The sequence below is a fragment of the Actinomadura xylanilytica genome (genome assembly GCF_030283145.1).
GTDB lineage: Bacteria > Actinomycetota > Actinomycetes > Streptosporangiales > Streptosporangiaceae > Spirillospora > Spirillospora xylanilytica.
Genome location: NZ_JASNWE010000002.1, coordinates 1153265 through 1178018, shown reverse-complemented (window position 1 = coordinate 1178018; position 24754 = coordinate 1153265). Strand labels below are relative to the sequence as shown.

The following is a 24754-nucleotide window of genomic DNA, read 5'->3' as shown; positions in this document are numbered from 1 at the left end:
CGCGCGGCGGGGCGCGGCGGGGGCCGTTTCACGGGTCCGCGGGAGGCGGGGTCAGGGGCCGGGGGCGGGTCGGGTCAGAACGCCTCTTCGGGCAGGTCCATCGCGTCGAGCGTGGTCGACTCGGTGACGGCCCGGTCGGACGCGAGGCGCGGCAGGACGGTCTGGCAGAAGAACTGCGCCGAGGTGACCTTGCCGGTGTAGAAGGCCTTGTCGGCGTCCGAGACGGCGTCGCCGCCGAGCTTGGCCAGCGCGACCTCGGCCTGCCGGCACAGCAGCCAGCCGACGATGAGGTCGCCGAGGCCGAGCAGCAGCCGCGAGGAGTTGAGGCCGATCTTGTAGAGCTCCCGGGGGTCCTCCAGGGACGCCAGCGCCCAGCCGGTCATCGGGGTGATCATGCCCTGCACGTCGTCCAGGGCCCGGCCGAGCAGCGCCCGCTCGTTCTTGAGGCGGCCGTTGCCGGCGTCGCTCTCGGCGAACGCCCTGACCTGGCCGGCCAGCACCTTGAGGGCCTCGCCGTTGTCCCGCAGGATCTTGCGGAAGAACAGGTCCTGGCCCTGGATGGCGGTGGTGCCCTCGTACAGGGTGTCGATCTTGGAGTCCCGGATGTACTGCTCGACCGGGTACTCCTGGAGGAAGCCCGAGCCGCCCAGGGTCTGGAGCGACTCGGCGCCGAGCAGCGCGTACGCCCGCTCGGATCCGAAGCCCTTGACGATCGGCAGCAGCAGGTCGTTGACCTTCTCGGCCTCCTCGTCCCTGCGCCCCTCGTGCTCGGCGATCTGCACCGCGTCCTGATAGGTGGCGGTGAGCAGGACCAGCGCGCGCATCCCCTCGGCGTAGGCCTTCTGGGTCAGCAGGCTGCGCCGGACGTCGGGGTGGTGGGTGATGGTGACGCGGGGCGCGGTCTTGTCGGTCATCCTGGTGAGGTCGGCGCCCTGCACCCGCTCCTTGGCGTACTCCAGCGCGTTGAGATAGCCGGTGGACAGGGTGGCGATGGCCTTGGTGCCGACCATCATCCGGGCGTACTCGATCACCAGGAACATCTGCTTGATGCCCTCGTGCACGTCGCCGACCAGGTAGCCGATCGCGGGGTGCTTCTCACCGAAGGTGAGCTCGCAGGTAGTGGAGACCTTGAGGCCCATCTTCTTCTCGACGTTGGTGACGTAGGCGCCGTTGCGCTCGCCGAGCTCACCGGTCTCGGTGTCGACCAGGTACTTGGGCACCAGGAACATCGACAGCCCCTTGGTGCCGGGGCCGGCGCCCTCGGGACGGGCCAGCACCAGGTGGAAGATGTTCTCGGCCATGTCGTGCTCGGCCGAGGTGATGAAGCGCTTGACGCCCTCGATGTGCCAGGTGCCGTCGGGCTGCTGGACGGCCTTGCTGCGGCCGGCGCCGACGTCGGAGCCGGCGTCCGGCTCGGTCAGCACCATGGTGGCGCCCCACTGCCGGTCGCGGGCCAGCTCGGCGAACCGCTTCTGCTCGGGCGTGCCGATCTGCCACAGGATCTGGGCGAAGCCGGGGCCCGAGGAGAACATGTAGACGGCCGGGTTGGCGCCCAGCACCTGCTCGGCGACGGCCCAGGTGAGCGAGCGCGGGGCGCCGCTGCCGCCGAAGTCGGGCGTCAGGTCGAGACGGAACCACTCGGCGTCCATCCACGCCTTGAACGACTTCTTGAAGCTCTCCGGCATGGCGACCGAGCCGGTGGCCGGGTCGAAGGTCGGCGGGTTGCGGTCGGCGTCCTCGAAGGAGGCGGCGATCGGGCCCTCGGCCAGCCGGTTCACCTCGTCCAGGATGCTGCGCACCGTGTCCTCGTCCAGCTCCGCGTAGGGGCCGCTGCCGAGGAGCTCCTGGCGGCCGAACACCTCGAAGAGGTTGAACTCCAGGTCGCGGAGGTTGCTCTTGTAGTGCCCCATGAACACCCCGTCGGGTCCGGCGGCGCTCGCGGCCCCGCACAACGTACTGGTCGGTAACTCGACACCATGCTACCCGCTGGTAACCAGTGGCAACCCATCGGAGCGCCCGATTTGTGTGGATTGCACCGTGACCGGTTGTCCTCATTCAGGGAAAGTGACGCAACTCACATCAAGCCACCACATGATCACCTAACGACACCCCGAAAATGGCTCAACAAGCGATAAATAGGACTCAAATCCCTATACAGCTACATCAACTCCCAGTCGGATGTTCTATAAGGATGTCGCCGACACTCCGAACCGCGACGGACGCCACAATATGTAGACTCTCTGCCTCGAATCGCTTGACGACGCCCTCACTGAACCGATATTCGGCAGGGCTCTGTTCTTGCCGGTGACCGGATCCGGCAATCGTGAACCATTCGGCTGGATACTCACTCTTACTGGTGGTGTCGCGGGTCACAAGGGTCAGCCCCTCTTCCCGCGGCCACCAGATGGAGGGAGAACGCCTTGTCGTCTGTCACTGGGTGGCTCAATGACGCCTGGGGAGCGATCGCGGGGGCGACGGCCGGCGGCGACTGGCGGAAGTTCGTTCCGCTGGGCTTCGCGGGACTGCTGGTCTGGTCGCTCTGGCTCTACCGAGTGATCTTGTCCCGGATGGACAAGCCCGTGGTCAACAACTTCCGCACCACGGTCTCGGCCGTCGTCCCGTCGTACCGGGAGGACCCCGAGATCCTGATCCGCTGCCTGGAGAGCTGGCTCGTCCAGAACCCCAGCGAAATCATCATCGTGATCGACGTCGGCGACACCGAGGGGCACCGCCGGCTCGCGCAGGTCACCGACCCGCGGCTGCACGTGCTGGTCTACGAGCACTCCGGCAAGCGCTCGGCGCTCGGCGTCGGGATCCGCGCCGCCCGCGGCGAGATCGTGGTGTTCGCCGACTCCGACACCTTATGGCAGCCGGGCCTGTTAGACGCGGTGCAGATGCCGTTCGAGGACCCGCAGGTCGGCGGGGTGGGAACGCAGCAGAACGTGTACCAGCGCACCAGCAGCGTGTGGCGCCGGATCGCCGACTGGCTGGTCAACCTCCGCTACTACGACTACGTCCCGGCGATGGGCTCCAAGGGGGGCGTCGCCTGCTTATCCGGCCGGACGGCCGCCTACCGGCGCTCGGTGATCCTGCCCGTGGTGGAGAACCTGGAGAACGAGTTCTTCATGGGCCGCCGCTGCATCGCCGGCGACGACGGCCGGCTCACCTGGCTGACCCTCTCCCAGGGCTACAAGACCGTGCACCAGTCGTCGGCGCGCGCGATCTCGATGTTCCCGGACAAGTTCAGCGCCTTCGTCAAGCAGCGGGTGCGGTGGAGCCGCAACTCCTACCGCTGCTACCTGACCGCCCTGTGGAAGGGCTGGCTGTGGAAGACGCCGTTCGTCACCAAGGTCACGGTGCTCCAGATCCTGCTCACCCCGGTCACGATGGGCGTGACCCTAGGCTACCTGATCTTCAGCCGGATGATGGACAACCTGCACCCGCTCGGCATCACCCTCGCCGTCGGCTGGGTGCTGCTCGGCCGGGGCGTGCGCGGCTACTCGCACATCAAGCGGCATCCCGCCGAGATCCTGCTGCTGCCGCTGACCGCGCTGGTGATCATCATGATCTCGCTGCCGATCAAGCTGTACGCGTTCGTGACGATGAACAAGCAGGGCTGGCTGACCCGCACCTCCGACCAGGTCGGCGGCGCCGGGCAGAGCGCCGGATCGCTCCAGGGAGTGGGCTGAGGTGACGGTTCGTCCGCTCGGGCGCCGCATCGCGTCCGCCGGGCCGGCGCTGGCGTTCGCGCTGGCCGCGCTGCCCCTGGGACTGTCCCCCGGCGGCGCCGCGCCGCCGTCCGCGCACGCCGCCCCCCTGGCCGACGCGACCCGGCAGGCCGCCCTGGTCGATCAGGAGGACCAGCGGATCATGCAGGTGCGGTCGGTGCTGGCCGCGATCCTCCAGATCGGCGGGGACGCCACCGCGCAGTGGAAGCGCCCGCAGATCTTCGGCTCCGCCCAGGGCAAGACGCTGGTGCTGCCCGCGGTCAACAGCGGCAGGCCCTACACGGTGGCGGACCTGGCCAAGTACGGAGGCAGGTACGTCCAGCGGCAGGCGGACGGCGGGTACCTGCTCGGCATCCACGTGTTCCTCGCCGACGGCGCCAAGCTGGTGCTCCAGAACCCGTCCGGGCCGCTCACCCTGCGGATGGGCAGCATGCCGGGCGCGTTCGGGTCGATCGTCAGCTTCGGCGGCAGCATCAAGATCGAGGGCACCCGGCGGCAGCCGGTGCGGATCACCAGCTGGGACCCGCGGACCAGGCGGCCCGACACCCAGGTCGCCGACGGCCGCGCCTACATCCGCGCCGTCGGCGGCGACCTGCGGATGAAGTACGCCAAGGTGTCCGACCTCGGCTTCTGGAGCGGACGGACCGGCGGGATCGCGCTGACCGGCACCGACCGTCCGGCGAGCGCCGCCAAGCACCTCAACAAGGAGCAGCGGCACGCCGCCAAGAAGAAGCGGCAGCAGCAGAACCAGCCGGGCCAGAGCGGGGGCGGCGGGGGCCCCGGCGACATCGAGATCGAGAAGCCCGGCGGCACCGCCACGCACGTGCCCGCGGCCGACCTGGTCACCGGCTCGATCGACAACAGCACGATCAGCGGCGACGCGTTCGGGCTGTTCGTGTCCGGCTCCAACCAGACCCAGGTCACCAACAACAGGATCGAGAACAGCCTGGTGAACGGGCTGGTGATGCACCGCTTCGCCAAGAACGCCAACATCTCCGGCACCCTGGTCACCGGCAGCCGCGGCGACGGGTTCGTGCTGTCCCGGGCCACCGAGAAGGTCCGCGTCACCAACTGCACGTCCGAGCGCAACGGGCACAACGGCTTCACCGTCAACGGGCAGGCGCTCGCCGGCGGGCCGTCCGCGTCGGGCGAGTCGCTGGAGAGCTTCGGCGACAGCTCGATCAACAACAGCGTGGCCCAGGGCAACGGGCACTACGGCATCGAGCTGATGGGCGGCGACAAGCTCTCGGTGCAGAACAGCAAGGTCATCGGCGGCGACATGGGCATCGTGGTCCGCGCGGCGGCGACCGAGGTGCAGATCTCGGGGAACCAGCTCTCCCAGCAGGTCCGGCAGGGCATCGCGCTGCGCGACGGGGTCAAGGGCGCCAGCCTGGCCGGCAACACGGTGACCGGTGCGAAGACCGGCATCTACCTGCGCAACGCCAGCGCCAAGCTGGTGGGCAACGTGGTGCAGGGCGCGACCGCGCACGGCATCACGCTCAAGGGCGCGTCCGGCGGCTCGGAGGTGCGCGACAACACGCTCAACGGACGGGGCACCAGCGCGGTGAGCACCTCGCGGGCGCACGGCACGGTCGCCAAGGAGGACAACAACACCGAGGGCTGGACCGACACCGCGTCGCTGTGGATGAAGGCGCAGCGCTACATGACGCCGCTGAACCTCATCTGGGCCGGGGTGTTCACCGTGGTCCTCTTCTCGATGTTCCGGTCCCGCAACGGCGGGCTGCGCATCGGCAGGAGCGGCGTGCACCCGTACTCGCTCCAGCAGCCGATGGCGAAGCGGCAGGTGTGGAGCCTGCCGCGCAGCCAGGGCGGTCCCGGCCGCCCGGCACCCGGACGGCCCGGGCAGCCGGCCATGGCGGGCGCCCCAGGCGCGCCGGGCGCGCCCGGCAGGCCCGTCGGGCAGGGCGGGGCGGGCATGGCGCCCGGACGTCCCGTACCGGGCGGGCAGGGCCCTGGGCAGCAGGCGGCCGGACGGTACGCGGCTCCGCCGCCCGGTGGGCCGGGGGCTCCGCAGCCGATGCCGTCCGGCGGCGGCCGGCGCGCGGCGGGACCGCAGCACGGGCAGCGGCCGGCCGGCGCGCACGGGATGGCCGCCGCGCCGGTCCCGCCGCAGATGCCGCAGCCGCGGGGTCCGCAGCCGTCCGCGCCGCACTCGCCGCAGCAGACGGGGCCGCGGCCCGTACCGCCACCGCAGACCCCGCCGCATCCGACGCCGCGGCACGGCGTCCCGCAGCCCGACCGAGGGGGGGTCTGACATGGCCGACGGCAGGAAGGCCGCGAGCGCCGGGCCGGAGCAGGCCGAGCCGCCGCCCCGGAAGAAGTCGGGCCTCGGCAGGATCGTGACGACCGTGCTCGTGCTCGGCCTCGCGGGCGGCGGCACCTACGTCTACCGGACCTACGTCGCCGACCGGACGCCCGGCATGCCGGACGTCAACGAGGTGACGGCCGAGGCCGCGCGGCAGCAGGCGACGCTGGTCGACCAGGAGGACCTGCGGGTCATGCAGATCCGCGCCAAGCACGAGTCGGATCTGGCGGGCGGCGGGCCGGCCGCGCAGCAGGCGCGCGTGCCGCGGCTGCTCACCTCGGCGAACGGGCGGACGCTGATGCTGCCGCAGCGGCGCCAGCCCTACTACGTCGCCGAGCTGGAGAAGCTGGCCGGGCAGGACTTCCAGAAGCAGGGCGACGGGTCCTACCTGCTCGGCGTCAACATCATGGTCGCCGCGGGCGGCAAGCTGATCCTCCAGAGCTCCACCGGGCCGCTGACGATCCGGATGCGCAGCGTCCCGGGGTCGTTCGCCTCGATCGTCAGCGCCGGCGGCACCGTGAAGATCAACGGGTCGGCGCAGAACCCGGTCCGCTTCACCAGCTGGAACGACGACACCCGCAAGCCCGACCGGCAGGTCGCCGACGGGCGCTCCTACATCCGGGCGATCGGCGGCGACTTCGGCATGAAGTACACCCAGGTCTCCGACCTGGGGTTCTGGAGCGGCCGGACCGGCGGCGTGGCGCTGACCGGCTCGGACCGCCCCGACTCGTCCGCCGAGCGGTCCACCGGCGCCCCGCCGCAGGCGGTGACGCTGCCGAACGGCTCCCGCGAGCCCACCCGGGGCAACCGGGAGGAGGTCGAGGTCAATGCGGCCGGCGGGGGCGGCAAGGGCGTCACCTTCCACGTGCCGGCGGGCAACCTGGTGAGCGGGTCGATCGACCACTCCACCTTCGACGGCAGCGCCTACGGGCTGTTCGTCACCGCGTCCAACCAGACGCAGCTCACCAACAACACGATCAGGAACAGCCTGGTGCACGGGGTGCTGCTGCACCGGTTCGCCAAGAACGCCACGATCGAGAACACCACGGTCACCGGCAGCCGCGGCGACGGGTTCGTGCTGTCCCGCGGGACCGAGGGCGTGCGGGTCACCAACTGCACGTCCGAGGGCAACGGCGGCAACGGCTTCACCCTCAACGGGCAGGCGCTCGCCGAGGGCCCGTCGGCGTCCGGCGAGTCGGTCACCAGCTTCGGCGGCAACCTGGTGAGCAGCAGCATCGCCAAGAACAACCGGCGGTACGGGGTGGAGCTGCTCGGCGGCGACAACGTCGCGGTGCAGAACAACCGGATCTCCGGCGGCGACATGGGCATCGTGGTCCGCGAGAAGGCGACCCGGGTGCAGATCGCCGGCAACCAGATCAACCGGCCCGCCCGGCAGGGCGTGGTGCTGCGCGACGGCGTCACCGGGGCGTCGGTCTCGGGCAACGTCGTCACCGGGACCGAGACCGCGCTCTACCTGCGCGGCTCCAACGGCACCCTCAGCGGCAACACGGTGCAGTCGGCCAAGCGGCACGGCCTCACGCTGCGCGGCGACGTCACCGGCACCTCGCTCACCGGCAACACGCTGAGCGGCGCGGGGACCAGCGCGATGGACGTCGACGGCGCGACCGGCAAGTACCAGAACGTGCGCAACAACGCCAAGGGCTGGCACAAGACCGCCGGGTTCTGGACCTGGATCAAGCGGATCTTCAAGCCGATGAACGTGATCTGGGCCGGCGTCTTCCTGCTCGTGGCGATCTCAATGCTGCGCTCGCGCGGCGCCGGGCTGCGGATCGGACGGCGCGGCGCCCACCCCTACGAGGAACAGGACAAGCTTGAGGAACGCCCCGTACGGCTGCTGCGCCGCGCCACCACCGGCCCTGAGCAGAACGCCGAAGGCGCCGCGGAACGGGCCGGAGCGCCGGCCGGAGCGCGGGCCGGCAGACCGGCCCGCCGGTAGCCCGGCGGCGGTGGCCGGACGGCGAGCGGGCGGACGAGCGGACGAACGGCGGGCGGGCAGGCGGGCAGTGAGTCGCACAGCGGTCATCCAAGGAGTAGTTCAGCAATGACGATCAAGATCGACGTGAAGTTCCTCGTGGGCCTGCTGGTCGGCGCCGTGGTCGTCGGCGGGCTGGTGTTCCTGCTCGTCGGCGGGGACGACGGCGGCGGCGATCCGAAACACACCGGGAGCACCGGACCGGCCGGTGCCGGCACCGCCCCCGGCGGCGGTTCGGCGGACGGCGACGACGGCGACGACGGCAAGGGCGGGGGCGCCCAGCCGGGCGCCGCGCTCACCCTGCCGGTGCCCGCGGGCGAGGGCAAGATCGAGTGCCCCAAGCCGACCAGGACGGTGACCGACGCGGCCTCGCTGGAGGCCGCGGTCAAGGGCGCCCAGCCGGGCGACGTGATCAAGATGAACGCGGGCAGGTACGAGGGCAAGTTCGTCGCGCAGACCTCCGGCACCGAGCAGCAGCCGATCTTCCTGTGCGGCGACAAGGACGCGGTGATCGACGGCGGCGGCCCGAAGAAGGGCTACGCCTTCCACCTCAACAAGGCCGACTACTGGCGGCTCATCGGCTTCACGGTGCAGAACTCCCAGAAGGGCGTGATGGGCGACACCACCAACGGGTCGATCATCCAGGGCCTGGAGGTGCACGACATCGGTGACGAGGCCGTCCACCTGCGCAACTTCTCCACCGGCAACACCGTCCAGTACAACAAGCTCTACAACACCGGGCTGCGGCGGGAGAAGTTCGGCGAGGGCGTCTACCTGGGCAGCGCCGAGTCGAACTGGACGGAGAACTCCGGCGGCAAGCCCGACAAGAGCGACAACAACGTGGTGCGCGGCAACGTGATCCGGGCGACCGCCGAGGCGATCGACGTCAAGGAGGGCACCACCGGGGGCAAGATCCTCAACAACGTGTTCGACGGGTCGGCCACCGGCGGCGACAAGCACAACGACTCCTGGGTGGACGTCAAGGGGAACAACTACCTGATCCAGGGCAACAAGGGCACCAAGACCCCCGTGGACGGCTTCCAGACGCACGAGATCCGGCCGGGCATGGGCAAGGGCAACGTCTTCCGCGGCAACACCATCGACCTGGCCGGGGGCAAGGGCGTCGGCATCAACGACACCAAGGGCGGCAACACCATCGCCTGCGACAACAAGGTGACCGGCGGCCCGCTGACCACGAAGGGCAAGTGCGGCTGACACGGCCCCGTCGCCCCCGCGGGCGGCGCGGTTCGCCCACGGGGGTGCACTGTGAAGATCGATCTGAGGTTCGCCGGGGTGCTGGTCGTCGGCGCCGTGGCCACCAGCGCCCTGGTGCTGGTGGCCACGGACGGCGGCGGCGAGCCGGACGGGACCGGGCCGGGCGCCGACCCCTTCGCGGCGCCCGGCACGGCGGCGCCGTCCGCCGGAGGCGCGGGGGCCGGTGCCGGGGGCGCCGGCGCGGCGGGCGCCGCGGGGAACGGGGCGGGCACGTCCCGGCAGCCGCAGAACCTGCCGCTGCCCGGATCGCAGAAGCGGATCGGCTGCCCGGACGCGTCCATCACGGTGAAGAACGGCGGCGACCTCCAGAACCGGCTGAACGTCGCCGAGCCCGGCCAGGTGATCCGGCTCGCCCCGGGCACCTACCGGGGGCGGTTCGCGACACAGAAGTCGGGCACGCCGGACAAGCCCGTCTTCCTCTGCGGCGGGCCCCGGACGATCCTGGACGGCGGCGACGCCGGCAAGGGCTACGGCCTCCACCTCGACGGCGCGAGCCATTGGCGGCTCCTCGGCTTCACCGTCCGCAACAGCCAGAAGGGCGTCATGCTGGACGGCTCCAGCGGCTCGGTCGTGCAGGGGCTGACCGTCCGCGACACCGGCGACGAGGCGATCCACCTGCGCCGTTTCAGCTCCGGCAACGCCGTGCAGTACAACAGCATCTCCGGTACCGGACGGCGCAACCCCCGCTTCGGCGAGGGCGTCTACCTCGGCTCCTCGCACAACAATTGGGGCACCTTGACACAGGGGCGGCCGGACCGGAGCGACAACAACCTGGTGGCCGCCAACCGGATCCGGGCGACCGCCGAGGCGGTCGACATCAAGGAGGGCACCACGGGCGGCAAGCTCACCGGGAATGTCTTCGACGGTTCCGAGCTGTCGGGTGACAAGGTGAACGATTCGTGGGTCGACGCCAAGGGCAACGACTACGTCATCGAGGGGAACCGCGGCGCCCGGACCGTCGCCGACGGATTCCAGACGCACGAGGAGTACCAGGGCTGGGGAACCGGCAACGTCTTCCGCCGCAACGTCATCGATCTCGGTGGCGCCAAGGGCTTCGGCGTGAACCTGAACTCCGGTGGCAACAGGGTCGCCTGCGACAACCGGGTCAAGGGCGGCAGACTGATCAACAAGGGCACGTGCTCCTGAGGGCCTGCGGGAGCCCGGCCACATCCGTCATCAGCACAAGGAGAAGGCAATGAACGCGACGGAGTCCCCGAGGCTCACCGTCATCGGCACCGGCTACCTCGGCGCCACCCACGCGATCTGCATGGCCGTGCTGGGCTTCGAGGTGCTCGGTGTGGACGTCGACGAGGGGAAGATCGCCAAACTCGCGGCCGGCGAGGTCCCGTTCTTCGAGCCCGGCCTCCCCGAGCTGCTCGCCAAGGCCCTGGAGTCGGGCCGGCTGCGGTTCACCAGCTCGTTCGCCGAGGCGGGCCAGTTCGGCGACGTGCACTACCTGTGCGTGGGCACGCCGCAGCAGCCGGGCTCGGACGCCGCCGACCTCACCTACATCGACGCGGCCGTGCGCACCCTGGCGCCGCATCTCGACCGGCGCGCGCTGGTGGTCGGCAAGTCGACCGTGCCGGTCGGCACCGCCAAGCGGCTCACCGGGCTCGTCCAGGAGCTGGCGCCCGCGGGCACCGGCGTCGAGCTGGCCTGGAACCCCGAGTTCCTGCGCGAGGGCTTCGCCGTCGACGACACCATGCGGCCCGACCGGATGGTGTTCGGCGTCGCCTCCGACTGGGCCGAGGAGCGGCTCCGCGCCGCGTTCAAGCCGGTGCTGGACCTCGGCACCCCGGTGGTGCGCACCGATCTCGCCACCGCCGAGCTGGTCAAGGTGGCGGCCAACTCGTTCCTGGCCACCAAGATCTCCTACATCAACGCGATGGCCGAGGTCTGCGAGGCGGTCGGCGCCGACATCAAGGACCTGGCCGACTCGCTCGCGCTGGACGACCGGATCGGCGGCAAGTTCCTCAAGCCCGGCCTCGGCTTCGGCGGCGGCTGCCTGCCCAAGGACATCCGCGCGTTCGCGCACCGCGCCGAGGAGATCGGTGTCGGCCAGGCGGTGTCGTTCCTGCGCGAGGTCGACGACATCAACCGGCGGCGCCGCGCCCGCACCGTGGACCTGGTCCGCGAGCTGCTCGGCGGGCAGATCTCCGGCAAGCGGATCGCGGCGTGGGGCGCGGCGTTCAAGCCCAACTCCGACGACATCCGCGACGCGCCCGCGCTGGACGTGGCGCGCACCATGCACGGGCTCGGCGGCCACGTACGGGTCTACGACCCGGCCGCGCTCGACAACGCCCGCCGCGCGTTCCCCGAGCTGCGGTACGGCGACAACGCGCTGGACGTCGCGCAGGACGCCGACGTCGTCGTCCTGCTGACCGAGTGGTCGGACTTCCGCGAGATCGACCCGGGCGCGCTCGCCGAGGTGGTCAAGCACAAGCGGATCGTGGACGGCCGGCACGCCCTGGACGCGGGGCAGTGGCGCGCCGCGGGCTGGGAGTACCGCGCGCTGGGCCGCTCCTGACCGTCCCCGGCCGCGCGGACCGAGCCGCTCCGCGCCGTCCCCGGCAGCCCGCCGCCGAGGTGGAACGTATCGCCCTTGACGGGCGTCTATTGGACCTAGGGCGAACGCCACGCCCGCACACGGGAGGAACAGGGCCTTGGTCTTCAAGAAGCTGAAGCAGGCGATGGGCGTCGGGGGACCGTCCATCGAAACGGTGCTGCGCAGCGCCGGCACCACACCGGGCGGCATCGTCACCGGTGAGATCACCATCATCGGCGGCAGGTACAACTCCGACATCAAGGCCGTGAACCTGGCCCTGCGCACCCGGGTCGAGGTGGAGTCGGGCGACAACGAGTACACCTCGAACCTGGAGTACGCCAAGATGCCCGTCGCGGGCGGGTTCGCCCTGGAGGAGGGCGCGGGGCACACCGTCCCGTTCCAGTTCCAGGTGCCGTGGGAGGCGCCGCTGACGCACTTCTACGGGCAGCCGCTGCGCGGCACCACCGTCGGGCTCGCGACCGAGCTGGAGGTCGCCGGGGCGCTCGACCCGGGCGACCTGGACCCGATCGCCGTGCACCCGCTGCCCGCCCAGGAGCGGATCCTCGGCGCGTTCGGCAACCTCGGCTTCCATTTCCGCAACGCCGACTGCGAGCAGGGCCGCATCTGGGGCGTGCACCAGGAGCTGCCCTTCTACCAGGAGATCGAGTTCCACCCGCCCGGCCAGTACGCGGGCGGCATCAACCAGCTCGAGGTCACCTTCGTGTCCGGTGCCGGGTCGATGGAGGTCGTCCTCGAGCTCGACAAGCGCGGCGGCGCGTTCACCGAGGGGCACGACGCGTTCGGCCGCTTCACCGTCGACTACGCGAGCGTCGACCACACCGACTGGGAGAGCCGGCTCGACGGCTTCCTCCAGGAGGCCGGACGGCGGCGGGGGTTCTTCTAACCCCCGGGGGGACCGCCTCTCGACCGTCCCCCTCTGCGATCGGGCCTGATCGCAGAGGGGACCCCCCACAGAAAGCGAGCCGGTGGCAGAGCCCCCAGGACTGAACGACGCCGAACGACGCCTCTGGACCGCCTTCCCGACCGGGACGGCGGTCGTCCTGGGCGACGAACGGCCCGCCGGCCCGCACCCCGACCGGATGGTGCGCGCCGAGGTGATCTGCCGGCTGCTGCTCGGCGCGGTCGAGACCCGGCCCGGGTTCGTCGCCGCCGTCCGGCTGCACGGCGCCTACATCATCGGCAGGCTCGACATCTCCGGCGGGAGCGTCGCGCACGAGCTGCGGCTGGAGAACTGCCGCCTGGTCGAGGCGCCCGACTTCTCCAACGCGCAGACCCGGCAGCTCCGGCTGTCCGACTGCACGATGCCCGGCTTCGACGGCGGCGGGCTGCGCGCGGACGGCTACCTCAGCCTGTCCGGGTCGGTGATCGACGGGGAGGTCCGGATGCCGCGCGCCCAGCTCGCCGGCGGGCTCCGGATGAACGGCACCAAGGTCACCGTGACCGACCCGGCGCGGTGGGCGCTGTTCTCCGGCGGCCTGGTCGTCGACGTCGGCGCGTTCATCCGGAACGCCGAGTTCACCGGCGGGGTGCGGCTGGTCGGCGCCCGGATGAACGGCGGCCTGTTCATGGACGGCACCACGCTGCGCAACCCGGGCCGCCTCGCGCTGGACGCCGAGAACATGGTGGTCGAGGACGCCGCCGAGTTCAGCAACGGGTTCCGCGGTGAGGGCACCGTCCGGCTGCGGAACGCGCGCTTCGACGGCATCCTGTCCTTCTCCAAGGCGACCCTCGACTCCTGCGACCCGGGCCGGATGGCGCTGCACGCCAGCCACATCCAGGCGGACGAGCTGATCCTCTGGCCGCAGGAGAAGATCAAAGGCCGGGTGTCGCTGTCGTACTCCCGGATCGCGGTGATCATGGATCATCCCGACATCTGGCCGGACGAGCTGTGGCTGAACGGGCTCACCTACGAGACGCTGCGCGGCGGCATGTTCCAGGACCGGCTGCGCTGGGTCGCGCGGGACGAGCAGTTCCACCTCCAGCCCTACGAGCAGCTCGCCAACTGGTACCACGGGATCGGCCACGACGACCTGGCCCGCAAGGTGCAGCTCGCCAAGCTGCGGGCCCGCCGCCGCAGGCTCAACCCGGTCGCGCGGGGCTGGAACCACCTGCTCGACTGGACGGTCGGGTACGGGTACCGGCCGTGGCTGGCGTTCATGTGGTTCGCGGTGCTGCTGGCGATCGGCACCACGGTCTTCACCCTCGAGCGGCCCGCCTCGATCAAGCCGCCGGAGGAGCGCCCGCTGTTCCACGCGCTGGTGTACTCGCTCGACCTGTTGATCCCGATCGACACCTTCGGGCAGCAGTCGTCCTTCGATCCGCACGGCTGGTCCCGCTGGGTGGCCTACAGTCTGGTCGCGACCGGCTGGGTGCTGGCGACCGCGCTCATCGCGGGCGTCACCCGGGTGCTCCGCCCGAACTGACCCGCCGCCACGCGCATCGACCAGGGTGCGAGGTGTACACGATCGACGAGAATGGGGCCTCATGGGCACGTATCTGATCACGGGGGCGACCGGCGGCATCGGCGCGGCGGTCGCCGAGCTGCTGTCGGGACGCGGGCACGACCTGATCCTGGTCGCCCGCTCCCCCGACCGCCTGGACCGGCTGGCGAGCTCGCTGCGCACCGGCTCGCATGCGGCCACGCAGGTCATCATGACCACCCCGGACGGCCCGGCGGCCGTCCCCGGCACGGGCAGCGTCGCGGGCACGGGCGGAGCGGGCGGCGCGGGCGGAGCCGTGGCCGGCGCGGGCGGCACGGCGGTGCGGGCGTCGATCCGGACCGCCCCGCTCGACCTGAACGAGCCGCGGCGACTGGAGGCGGCGCTCGCCGTCGACGGGCTGCCCGAACGCCTCGACGGCGTCGTCCACGCCGCGGGCATGGTGCGCCTGTCGCCGGTGGCCGAGCTCGAGGCCGACGAGTGGATCGACCACCTCAACGTCAACCTCGTGTCGGCGGCCGAGCTGACCCGGCTGCTGCTGCCGTCGCTGCGCCTGGCCAAGGGGCACGTGGTGTTCGTCAACTCCACCGCCGGGCTGCGCGCCAACCCCGAGTGGGCGGCGTACGCGGCGAGCAAGTTCGGGCTGCGGGCGCTGGCCGACTCGCTGCGCGCCGAGGAGCCCGAGCTGCGGGTCACGACGGTCTACCCGGGCCGTACCGCGACCGAGATGCAGCAGCGGGTCCGCGCGCAGGAGGGCCAGCCGTACGCGGCCGACGACTTCGCGGCGCCGGCCACCGTGGCGCGGGTGCTGGTCGCGGCCATCGAGACGCCGCGCGACGCGGTGGTCTCCGATGTCACCGTCCGCCCGGCCTGAACGCCGGCAGGGCGTCCGTCCGGCTCCGGCTTCCGGGGCCGGGCGGATCGTCGGACGGGGCGCCGGGCCGCCGCGGGCCAGGTCCGGCCGCGCGGTCCGATGCGGGACGGGACGTCAGTCGACCGCCGGCGCGGCGGTGGCCCGGCGGTGGCGGAGGGCCCAGGCGCCGAGCACGCCGCCGATCAGCCCGAACAGGTGGCCCTGCCAGGAGATGCCGGGGTCACTCGGGAGCACGCCGACCAGCATCGTGCCGTACACCGCGACGACGCCGACGGCGATCGCGATGTCGAGCAGGCGGCGTTCGAACACGCCCCGGCCGAGCAGGTAGCCGAAGAATCCGAAGATCAGGATGCTGGACCCGAGCGTGTTGGCCGAGCTGGTGAACCAGACGCCCATCCCGCCGACCACGATGACGATCAGGCTGGCGCCGAGGAACTTGGCGATGCCGCGCACCGCCGCGAGGAAGCCCAGGATCACGAACGGCACGGTGTTGCCGATGAGGTGCCCGAAGCCGGCGTGCATGAAGGGCGCGGTGAAGATGTCGGGGAGGTCGTTCACGTCGCGCGGCTGGATGCCGAACTGGTCGAGCCGGCCGTCCACCGCCCAGTCGATCGCCTCCAGGACCCACATCACGGCCGTGACCAGGCCGATCAGGACCACCGCCGACACCGCGCGGGCGCCTTGCGTGGCCAGTCCTGCTGAGCGCTGCTGTTCGGGGACCGGGGGATAGCTCATGTACGCCACCGTAGATCTGGATGACCGTGCCGTCATCGTGCCCAACGATCCCGGTCCCCCGATGGTGCCCGCCCGCCGCCGGGACGCGGGTCCTGGCGATGTGCGGCCTCGGCGGGTTCGCCGAGCGGGTCGCGGTGCCGGCCGCCGCCGCGGTGCCGATTCCGGCCATGCTGGACGCGGCGCGGGCGGCCACGTTTACGCAGAGCCACTGCACGGCGCTGTTCGGGCTGCGCGACCGGGCCGGGCTGCGCGCCGGGGAGACCGTGTTCGTGCTCGGCGCGGGCGGCGGGGTCGGGCTGGCGGCCGTCCAGGTGGCCACCGCGCTCGGCGCCCGGGTCCTGGCCGGCGCCTCGTCCGCCGCGAAGCGGGAGGCGGCGCTCGCCGCGGGCGCGGAGGCGGCGATCGACACGGCCGAGGATGTCAAGGCCGCTGTCCGGACCTGGTCGGACGGCGGGGTCGACGTGGTGTACGACCCGGTCGGCGGGGCGCTGGCGGACCCCGCGCTGCGCGCGCTGCGCGAGGGCGGCCGGTACGCGGTGATCGGGTTCGCGTCGGGCGGGATCCCGGCGCTGCCGCTCAATCAGGTGCTGCTCCGCAACAACACCGTGGTCGGGGTCGACTGGGGCGCGTGGGCGATGTCGCGTCCGCTCGACCAGCAGGCCCTGCTCGGCGAGCTGCTCACGCTGGTCGCGGGCGGACGGCTCGTCCCGGTCGCGCCCCGCACCGAGCCCCTGGAAGCGGCCGGGACGGTGCTGGACGACCTGCTGGGCCGCCGGGTGGTCGGCAAGGTGGCGCTGATCCCGTGACGTCCCGCCCGGCCTCGGGCCATGCGGCCCGGCACTACGGTCAGGCGGCCTGCTCGGCCTCTTCGACGTCGCCGCGGACGGCGATGACGGGCAGCCGGTGCCGGATCGGGGCCTCGGCGGCGCGGCGCAGGTGCCGCCGCTCCTCGGGGGTCGTCCCGCCCCAGATCCCGTCGGGCTCGCCCACGCGCAGCGCCCAGGTGAGGCAGGCGGCCGATACCGGGCAGTTGGCGCAGATGGCCTTGGCCGCACGCTGCTGTTCCTGGAGCACCTCGGCGGCGTAGCCGATCGGGAAGAAGAGGTCGGGATCGGCGCCGCGGCAGATGGCGTGGTCGGTCCAGTGTTCCTCGTGAGTCGTCTTCGACATGGCTTCTCCCTGCGGCGCTCCGGGGTGCCGGACACCGGCAGTTCACGGATCGGTGTGGTTTCCACTCAACGTAGTACTACGAGCGGTAGTACTACAAGTCATGGTGAGCAATGCAACGTAGCGTCCGGATAGCCTGTTGACGTGCAGCGTGATCAAGAAGTGACCTTTCGCGAGGCAACGCCGGACGATCTGCCCGGAATCGTCCGACTCCTGGCCGACGATCCGCTCGGCGCCACCCGCGAGACCCCCGCCGGGACCGTCCCCGAGACCTACCTCGCCGCCTTCGCCGCGATCACCCAGAGCGCCGACAACATCCTCGTCGTGGCCGAGGTCGGCGGCGCCCTCGCCGGCACGATGCAGCTCACCTACATCCCCGGACTCACCTACACCGGCGGCCTGCGCGCCCAGATCGAGGGCGTCCGGGTGGCCGCCGAGCAGCGCGGCCGGGGCATCGGCCAGTCCATGATCGGCTGGGCCATCGAACGGGCCCGCGAGCGCGGCTGCCGCCTGATCCAGCTCACCACCGACCGCCAGCGTCCCGAATCGGTGCGCTTCTACCAGAAGATCGGCTTCCGCCCGTCCCACATGGGGATGAAGCTCCACCTGTAGCCGCCCCCGACGACCGGAGACCACTCCGCCGCATCCCGCACAATTGACGCATGTTGCATGGCCGGGGGACGGAACGGGCGGCGATCGACGCCCTCGTGGACGATGTGCGCGCCGGGCGGGGCCGGGCGCTGGTGCTGCGCGGGCAGGCGGGGATCGGGAAGTCCGCGCTGCTGGAGTACGCCGCCGGGGCGGGGACACCGGTCCTGCGGGCGACCGGGGCCGAGCCCGATCAGGGGCTGGCGTTCGCCGCGCTGCACCAGCTCCTGCGTCCGGTGTCGGGCCTGGCCGGCGCGCTGCCCGAGCCCCAGCGCGACGCGCTGCGCGGAGCGCTCGGACTGGCCGCGTCCGCCGGCGGCGACGCCCGGTTCCTGGTGTCGGCCGGGGTGCTGTCCCTGCTGGTCGAGGCGGCGGGCGACGGCGGGCTGCTCTGCCTCGTGGACGACTTCCAGTGGTTCGACCAGGCGTCCGCCGACGCGCTGCTCTTCGCGGCGCGGCGCCTCGGCGGCGAGCGGGTGGGGATGCTGATCGCCGCCCGCGAGGGCGGCGACATCCGGGACCTCCCCGTCGCGAAGATCACCGGTCTGGCGGTGGAGGAGGCGGTTCCGCTGCTGGGGGACGGCGCGATCCGGCCGATCGCCGAACGGCTCGTCGCGCTCACCGGCGGCAACCCGCTGGCGCTCCAGGAGGCCGCCCGGATCCTGACCCCCGGGCAGCTCGGCGGCCGGAGCCCGCTCCCCGATCCGCTGCCCGCCGGCGCGGACCTCTTCGCCCACCAGGTCGGACGGCTGCCCGCCGCGACCCGGCTGCTGCTGCTCGTCGCGGCGGCCGAGGGCCAGGGAGACCTCGACGTGGTGCTGCGGGCGGCCGGGCGGCTGGAGGCCGGGGCGGAGGCGCTCCAGCCGGCCGAGGCGAGCGGACTGATCACGGTGGACGGCCCGGTGCTGCGCTTCCGGCACCCGCTGATCCGCTCGGCGGCCTACCGGGCACCGGACCGGCGGCGGGCGCACGCGGCCCTCGCCGAGACGGTCGACGACCCGGAGCGGCGGGCCTGGCACCGGGCGGAGGCCGCGGTGGGACGGCAGGCCGGGGTCGCGGACGAGCTGGCCGAGTCGGCGGCGCGGGCGAGCGCGCGGGGCGGGTACGCCGACGCCGCGTCCGCACTGGTGAAGTCGGCCGAGCTGACCCCCGGCCGGGAGCTGCGGGCGCGCCGGTTGATCGACGCCACCACGGCCGCGTGGCTCGGAGGGCGGCCGGGGCTGGCCGAGACCTGCCTGGCGGAGGCGCGGGAGCTGACCGGCGACCCGCGGCGGCGCGCGGAGCTGGCCCAGCTTCGCGGACGGTTCGAGCTGTGCTCGGGCGACGCGTCCGAGGCACAGCGGATCTTCCTGGAGAACGCCGGCGTCGATCCCGCCCGGACGCTGGAGATGCTGTCCGACGCCGCCGAGGCCGCGAGCTATGTCGGCGATGTCGCCGCGATCGTCGACATCGGCCGCCAGGCCGAGGCGCTGCCCGAGTCCTTCCTGCAAGGAATGCTGGTCGGCACCGGTGCGCTGCTCGGCGGCGACCCCGAACGGGGCGCGCCGCTGCTGCGCACGTGGCTGCGCCGGGCGGACGAGCCGAAGCAGGCGGCCGAGCTGCTGTGGTCGGCAGCGGCGGCGACCTATCTGGGCGAGGCGGACGCCAGTAGTGAGTTCATCATCCGGGCAGGGCAGGTGGCACGGGTCTCCGGGATGGTCGGGCAGTTGCCGGTCGTCCTGGAGTACGTCGCCACCGCCGAGCGCGTCAAGGGCCGGTTCGCGCTGAGCGCCGCGCTCTCTGAGGAGGGACTGTCGCTCGCTCAGGAGGCCGGGTACGCGAACTCCGCCGCGGCACACCTGGCCAACCTCGCCGCAGTGGCGGCCATACAGGGAGAAGAGGCCGACTGCGAACGCCACGCGCACGAGGCCCTCGCCATCGCGATCCCGCACAGGGCCGGTCTACGGGTGAGCGTCGCGACGTACGCCCTGGGGCTTCTCGCCCTAGGGAAGGGCCGGTTCGCCACCGCGCACGCACGATTCGCAGGCATGGTGACCGCCGGACCGGGACTAGGGCACCCCGCGACCGTATGGCGCTCGACGCCGGACCGCGTGGAAGCCGCCGTCGGCTGTGGGGAGCTGGACGCGGCACGCGAGGCCGTCGCGGCGTACGAACGGTGGGCGGTGAACGCGGAGACCGCGCAGGCGCGTGCTCTGCTCCTGCGCTGCCGCGCTCTGCTGGAGGACGGTGACAAGTCCCTCCGCCTCTACGAGGAGGCGCTGCCGCTGCACAGCGGCGCCCCGTTCGAGGAAGCCCGTACTGCGTTGCTCTATGGCGAACGGCTCCGGAGGGCGCACCGTCCCGCAGACGCACGGACACCGCTGCGTACTGCGGCCGAGTCGTTCCAGCGAGCCGGTGCCGCCCCCTGGACGGAGCGGGCGCTGAGCGAGCTGCGGGCGGCCGGTGAAGCGGGCGCCGCCCCCGCGTCCGGTGCGCTGAACGGACTGACCCCTCAGGAGCTGCGCATCGTCCGGCTGGTCGCCGAAGGCGCCACCAACCGCGAGGTCGCCGCACGACTGTTCCTCAGCCCCCGGACGGTCGAATACCACCTGTACAAGGTCTATCCGAAGCTCGGCGTGACCTCCCGCACCGAGTTGTCCCGCTACTGGACGGTCCACGCCCAGTAGTCCTACGGATGGCGCGCGCGCCCGCGTCGGCGAGGCTGATGCCACCGAGACAAGGGAGAGTGCACATGGCCGCTGGACGCATGGTGACCGTCGGGGACATCGAGCTGTGGACCGAGGAGTTCGGGGACCCGGCGCACCCACCGGTACTGCTGGTGATGGGGTCGATGTCGCAGGGCGTGGTCTGGCCGGACGCGTTCGTCGGACGGCTCGCCGCCGCGGGCAGGCGGGTCATCCGCTATGACCACCGCGACACGGGGCGGTCCAGCGCGATCGACTTCGCCGCCCGCCCCTACACGTGGGCCGACATCAAGGACGACGTACTCGGCGTGCTCGACGCGTACGGGATCGGCGCCGCACACCTGGTGGGGCATTCGGCCGGCGGGATCCTCTCCCAGTGGATCGCGGCCGAGCACCCGGACCGGGTCCTGACACTGACGACCATCGGCTCGTCCCCCCTCGGCGGCGGCGAGGGACGCACGGTCACCCGGGCGCTGACGGGCGAGCCGCCGCGTCCGGACGACCTGCCCTACCCGCTGCCCTCCTTCACCCGCTTCTTCGCGGACGCGGCGGCGAACCCGCCGGGCGCGGACCGGCGGTCGCAGGTCGCGTTCCAGATCGAGCTGGCCCGGATGCTGCACGGCCCGGGCCTCCCGTTCGACGAGGACGAGCAGCGCCGGCAGGAGGAGCGGATCCACGACCGGGACCGCGACCCCGCGACGGTGGCCAACCACCCGAGGGCGTTCGCCGCCGCACCCGACTGGGAACCGGCGGGCCTGCTCGAACGGATCACCGCGCCCACACTGGTCGTCGAGGGGACGCGCGAGCCCGTCAAGCCCGGCCACGGCGCCCTCATCGCCGCCGCCGTCCCGGGCGCGGAGCTGCTGATGATCGAGGGGATGGGCCACACGCTGCCCCCGCAGGTGCACGAGGAACTCGCCACCGCGATCCTCACGCACACCGCCGTCCGGTTTCAGACCAGGGCCTCGCAGAACCAGTCGACCTCGTAGCGGCCGGAGGTGGGACGCTGTCCGGCGCGGACCTTGCTGAAGCGCTGGTAGTGCCACCGGCAGTTCGCCTGCATATCGATGCGGTGCGGACCGCCCCCGGAGTCTGTGCACCACCAGTTGCGGCCTCCTTCGGAGAAGGTGACCGTCTCCTTGTACCCGAGTCCCTTGCAGTAGGTCGCCATGCGGTGCAGACCGCCGAGCTCGCGCCAGCGCTTGGTGGGGCGCGTGACCGTGATCGTGGGCGTCGCGCTGGGCTTCGCACTGGGCTTCCTGGCGGGCTTCGCGCTGGCTTTGCCGCTCTTCTTGGACGTCCTGGGCGTCGTGCTCGGTGTCGGCAAACTGGGCCGGGGAGTCGGCGTGGCGGTCGGGGAGGAGACCGCCGCGAGCGGCTCCTGGGACCGGTCGCCGTCCGATCCGCGGCCGAGGGTGTAGACCACCGCGCTCGCCGCCCCCAGCATGACCAGCGCGGTCACTCCGGCCGCGGCACCCGCCACACCCCACGTCCGGCGCTTCGACGGACGCGGAATCGTCCGCGACTCGGCCGCTGGTGTGACCGGTCCTGGGCGCCACTCGTTGTGAATGAGGTCGCTGGCCGCCCCCTCCTGATCCTTATCGCCCACGAGCCGGACGAGCAGGGCCTCGGCGGCCGGCCGCCGCGCCGGGTCGGGGTCAAGGGCGACCTGGATCATCGGTAGGAGGTCCTGCGGCACGCCCGACAGGTCGTACTCGGCCTGCTGCGCGCGGTTGGCCAGGACGGGCAGCGTCCCGGTGCCGAACGGGTGGCGTCCGGTCGCCGCGTACGCGACGAGGGTCCCCCAGGCGAAGACGTCGGCGGCGGTGCCGACCTGTCCCTCGAACGCCATCTCCGGAGCGATGTAGCCGGGACTGCCCATGACGACGCCGGTCCGGGTGTGCGGATTCTCGGAGTCCAGAGCGCGCGCGATGCCGAAGTCGATCACGCGGGGCCCGTCGGCCGCGAGCAGCACGTTGTGCGGCTTGAGATCGCGGTGCACCAGCCGGAGGGCGTGGATCGCGGTCAGGGCGGTCGCCACCCCCACCGCGAGGCTGCGCAGCGCGCCGGGCGGGAAGCCGCCGTGCGCCTCGACGTACTCGTTGAGGGACGGCCCGTCGATGTACTCGGTGACCAGGTAGGGAAGCCCGTCCTCCTCGCCGTGGTCGAGCACCTGCGCCGTGCAGAAGGACGCGACGCTCTGAGCGCTGGCCACCTCGGTGTCGAACCTCGCGCGGAACTCCCGGTCGCGGGCCAGCTCGCGGTGGATCACCTTGACGGCGACCTTCCGCCCGGAGAGGCCCAGGCCCAGATAGACCACGCCCATGCCGCCCTCGCCGAGCCGGCCCAAGAGCCGCTGCTCTCCGACGGACGTGGGGTCGTCGGGTTCGAGCGGACGGACGTTCGAGGCGGCGGTGGACCAGCCCTCGGTGTTTTGTGACGTCATCGATCTGCTTGTCCTGTAATGGGAGTCAGCGGCAGTGGCCGGGGAGCGATGCGGGGTCGGCCGTGGCTCTCACTCAGGCTCCCACCCCGGCGGAGCGGCGGGCAAGGCGAGTCCACCTGTGGCGCTCCCGCCACCCGCGGGCGCACGAGAAACTCGCCAGCGCGATCGTCACGCACACCGCCGTCAAGGGCTGATCGGCGTGTCTGGAGAATCAAGCCAAACCCGCTGTCCCCCCGCGGACACGCTGATCCCGTACCGGGAGCGGTCGGGCCGCCCCGCCCGTGCCCATCGCTCTTCGGCCTCCGCAGTGACCCGCGCCGAGCACCGCTGGCCGCGCAGCGGCATGAACCAGGCCGGGGCGATGAACCGTCCCACCGCGGTGCCATCGTCCTGCACCGTCAGCAGCGCCAGCGGATTGTCGGGATGGACCCCAGGCCCCCAAGGAACGAGGAGTCTCCCCCCGGGACGCGTCTGCGCCACCCAGGCATAGGGGACCTCGGTGGCCGCGGCGGTGGCGACGACCCGGTCGTACGGAGCGCCTGCCGGGTAGCCGGACCCGCCGTCCGCAGTGACGACCGCCTCCGCATGGCCGCTCCGCCGTAGCGAGCCGCGTGCCTGCTCGGCGAGGCCCGGATCGATCTCGACGCTGACGACGTTCTCAGCGCCCACGATCTCGGCGAGCAGCGCGGCGTTGTACCCGGTCCCCGTCCCGACCTCCAGGACGCGCATGCCCGCCGCCAGATCGAGCGCCTCCAGCATCGTGGTCATGATGTGGACCGCGCTGCTGGAACTGGTCGACCAGGTCCCCTTTTCGGCGGCCCCGTCGTCCACCTGCGTGGTGATCGATTCGCCAGAGGCGCACAGGGCCTCCCAGGCGTCGGGGTCGTCCTGCCGGCGAAGCGGGACGGCGCACCCATCGTCCCGCCTGACCCAGACCACGTCCGGGATGAAAGCGCGCCGATCAACGACCCGAAAGGCGTCCGCGACAACCGTCACTGCCAACGCCTCCCCGTGCTCTCATCTCCAGTGTTGGCTATGACCCCGGGACGCGGGCGGAGATTGCCGCAGAGCGGCCAAGCGCTCGATCTCGGCCAGCAGCTCCGGCACGCCCGCGCGGATCTCACCGCACCAGGCGCCCGAGCAGCCGCCACCACCCTGGAGGCGCGGCGGTGCGGCGCCGGGGAGGTGTGCGCCGCACCGCCGCGCCGGTCTGTACGGCTCGCGCGCGGTGAGGGACGGACCGCCCGGCACCCAGCTCGTCCAGGCTCCGCGCCAGCGCGACGGGGTTCGCCGCCTCCACCAGGAGGTCACGTCCTGCCTGGTCGCGTGTCACCGCCCACCAGCGTCCGGTGAACTCCCCCAGCCACGCCGCACGCACTCGCGGGAAACGGCGGTGCAGCTCCGCCATCACCTGGTCGGGGTCCAACTCCAGTACCGCCCAGGGCGCCGCGACGGTCACCGTCCCGCCTCGGACCGCTTGCCCAGGTAGCCCAGGATGAACACGGCCGCGTTGATGATCTCGTCCGCAGGCGCGATCGGCTCCCGCCACGACGTGAAGAACCACCACCGCCCACCATCACTCGACCGCGGCGCACACATGATCACGTCCCCAGCCATCCGGACCTTCTCGCAGCACCCCTCCGCCTGAGGATCGACCACCCGAAGCCCAGCCTCGACCAACTCCACCTCGAACCGCCTCGCACCCAAATGCGCGCCCAAAGCCGCAAGCCGGGCGTCCCGAGTCCTACGATCTGCCATGGGTCCGACCTCCATTGTCGGATCAAGGCCCCGGAACCGCCGGTGTTACCGCACCGGCCCGGGGCCGCCTGTTTCGCTCGAACCACACGGAACCCCGATGGCCGACGAGCATCCTG

Annotated in this window: 20 protein-coding genes; 13 read left to right on the top strand and 7 right to left on the bottom strand. The window is 72.0% G+C overall.

Annotated elements, in window-relative coordinates:
• Positions 1-74 precede the first annotated feature (74 nt).
• Positions 75-1910 (bottom strand): acyl-CoA dehydrogenase, encoded by a 1836-nt coding sequence (locus QP090_RS16625; RefSeq protein WP_285939822.1) that lies wholly within the window; start codon positions 1908-1910, stop codon positions 75-77.
• Between the two features lie 510 nt (positions 1911-2420).
• Between QP090_RS16625 and QP090_RS16620 the strand changes: the two genes are divergently transcribed.
• The 9 genes from QP090_RS16620 to QP090_RS16580 all read left to right on the top strand — a co-directional run bounded on the left by QP090_RS16620 (position 2421) and on the right by QP090_RS16580 (position 15200).
• Positions 2421-3689, top strand: coding sequence for a glycosyltransferase family 2 protein (locus QP090_RS16620; protein WP_285939821.1), 1269 nt, complete (start codon positions 2421-2423; stop codon positions 3687-3689).
• 1 nt (position 3690) lies between these two features.
• Complete coding sequence (locus QP090_RS16615; protein WP_285939820.1) at positions 3691-6003, top strand: right-handed parallel beta-helix repeat-containing protein; 2313 nt, start codon at positions 3691-3693, stop codon at positions 6001-6003.
• 1 nt (position 6004) lies between these two features.
• The gene (locus QP090_RS16610) at positions 6005-8011 is read left to right on the top strand and encodes a right-handed parallel beta-helix repeat-containing protein (protein WP_285939819.1); all 2007 of its coding nucleotides are present in this window, start codon (positions 6005-6007) and stop codon (positions 8009-8011) included.
• A gap of 105 nt (positions 8012-8116) precedes the next feature.
• On the top strand, positions 8117-9262 hold the full coding sequence (locus tag QP090_RS16605) for a right-handed parallel beta-helix repeat-containing protein (protein ID WP_285939818.1): 1146 nt from the start codon (positions 8117-8119) through the stop codon (positions 9260-9262).
• 51 nt (positions 9263-9313) lie between these two features.
• Positions 9314-10468, top strand: a complete 1155-nt coding sequence (locus QP090_RS16600; RefSeq protein ID WP_285939817.1) for a right-handed parallel beta-helix repeat-containing protein — start codon at positions 9314-9316, stop codon at positions 10466-10468.
• A 49-nt stretch (positions 10469-10517) separates the two neighbouring features.
• Positions 10518-11849, top strand: coding sequence for a UDP-glucose dehydrogenase family protein (locus QP090_RS16595; RefSeq protein WP_285939816.1), 1332 nt, complete (start codon positions 10518-10520; stop codon positions 11847-11849).
• A 136-nt stretch (positions 11850-11985) separates the two neighbouring features.
• Positions 11986-12771 (top strand): sporulation protein, encoded by a 786-nt coding sequence (locus QP090_RS16590; protein ID WP_285939815.1) that lies wholly within the window; start codon positions 11986-11988, stop codon positions 12769-12771.
• 82 nt (positions 12772-12853) lie between these two features.
• Positions 12854-14311 carry a translocation/assembly module TamB domain-containing protein gene (locus QP090_RS16585; protein ID WP_285939814.1) on the top strand — a complete coding sequence of 486 codons (1458 nt, stop codon included), beginning with the start codon at positions 12854-12856 and terminating at the stop codon, positions 14309-14311.
• Positions 14312-14372: 61 nt separating this feature from the next.
• On the top strand, positions 14373-15200 hold the full coding sequence (locus QP090_RS16580; protein ID WP_285939813.1) for an SDR family oxidoreductase: 828 nt from the start codon (positions 14373-14375) through the stop codon (positions 15198-15200).
• Positions 15201-15314: 114 nt separating this feature from the next.
• Here QP090_RS16580 and QP090_RS16575 read toward each other — a convergent pair whose 3' ends face one another.
• A complete protein-coding gene (locus QP090_RS16575) occupies positions 15315-15935 on the bottom strand; it encodes a rhomboid family intramembrane serine protease (RefSeq protein WP_285939812.1) in 621 nt (206 codons plus the stop codon).
• A 20-nt stretch (positions 15936-15955) separates the two neighbouring features.
• On the opposite strand from QP090_RS16575, the gene QP090_RS16570 reads away from it, so the two are divergent.
• Positions 15956-16741, top strand: a complete 786-nt coding sequence (locus tag QP090_RS16570; protein WP_285939811.1) for a zinc-binding dehydrogenase — start codon at positions 15956-15958, stop codon at positions 16739-16741.
• Between the two features lie 40 nt (positions 16742-16781).
• On the opposite strand, the gene QP090_RS16565 is transcribed toward QP090_RS16570, so the two are convergent.
• Positions 16782-17105: a WhiB family transcriptional regulator gene (locus QP090_RS16565; protein ID WP_285939810.1), complete on the bottom strand. Its 324-nt coding sequence runs from the start codon at positions 17103-17105 to the stop codon at positions 16782-16784.
• A 141-nt stretch (positions 17106-17246) separates the two neighbouring features.
• Here QP090_RS16565 and QP090_RS16560 point away from each other — a divergent pair, with 141 nt between their 5' ends.
• The 3 genes from QP090_RS16560 (at position 17247) to QP090_RS16550 (ending at position 21423) form a co-directional block, all read left to right on the top strand.
• Positions 17247-17714 (top strand): GNAT family N-acetyltransferase, encoded by a 468-nt coding sequence (locus QP090_RS16560; protein ID WP_285939809.1) that lies wholly within the window; start codon positions 17247-17249, stop codon positions 17712-17714.
• Positions 17715-17764: 50 nt separating this feature from the next.
• Positions 17765-20416, top strand: a complete 2652-nt coding sequence (locus tag QP090_RS16555) for a helix-turn-helix transcriptional regulator (RefSeq protein ID WP_285939808.1) — start codon at positions 17765-17767, stop codon at positions 20414-20416.
• 65 nt (positions 20417-20481) lie between these two features.
• Positions 20482-21423: an alpha/beta fold hydrolase gene (locus tag QP090_RS16550; RefSeq protein WP_285939807.1), complete on the top strand. Its 942-nt coding sequence runs from the start codon at positions 20482-20484 to the stop codon at positions 21421-21423.
• On the opposite strand, the gene QP090_RS16545 is transcribed toward QP090_RS16550, so the two are convergent.
• The 4 genes from QP090_RS16545 to QP090_RS16530 all read right to left on the bottom strand — a co-directional run bounded on the left by QP090_RS16545 (position 21387) and on the right by QP090_RS16530 (position 24566).
• Complete coding sequence (locus tag QP090_RS16545; protein ID WP_285939806.1) at positions 21387-22880, bottom strand: serine/threonine-protein kinase; 1494 nt, start codon at positions 22878-22880, stop codon at positions 21387-21389. The genes QP090_RS16550 and QP090_RS16545 overlap by 37 nt on opposite strands.
• Before the next feature lie 183 nt (positions 22881-23063).
• Positions 23064-23819 (bottom strand): methyltransferase domain-containing protein, encoded by a 756-nt coding sequence (locus QP090_RS16540; protein WP_285939804.1) that lies wholly within the window; start codon positions 23817-23819, stop codon positions 23064-23066.
• Between the two features lie 181 nt (positions 23820-24000).
• The gene (locus QP090_RS16535) at positions 24001-24339 is read right to left on the bottom strand and encodes a hypothetical protein (RefSeq protein WP_285939803.1); all 339 of its coding nucleotides are present in this window, start codon (positions 24337-24339) and stop codon (positions 24001-24003) included.
• Complete coding sequence (locus tag QP090_RS16530; protein WP_285939801.1) at positions 24336-24566, bottom strand: hypothetical protein; 231 nt, start codon at positions 24564-24566, stop codon at positions 24336-24338. Before QP090_RS16530 ends, QP090_RS16535 begins: the two co-directional genes overlap by 4 nt.
• Between the last annotated feature and the right edge of the window lie 188 nt (positions 24567-24754).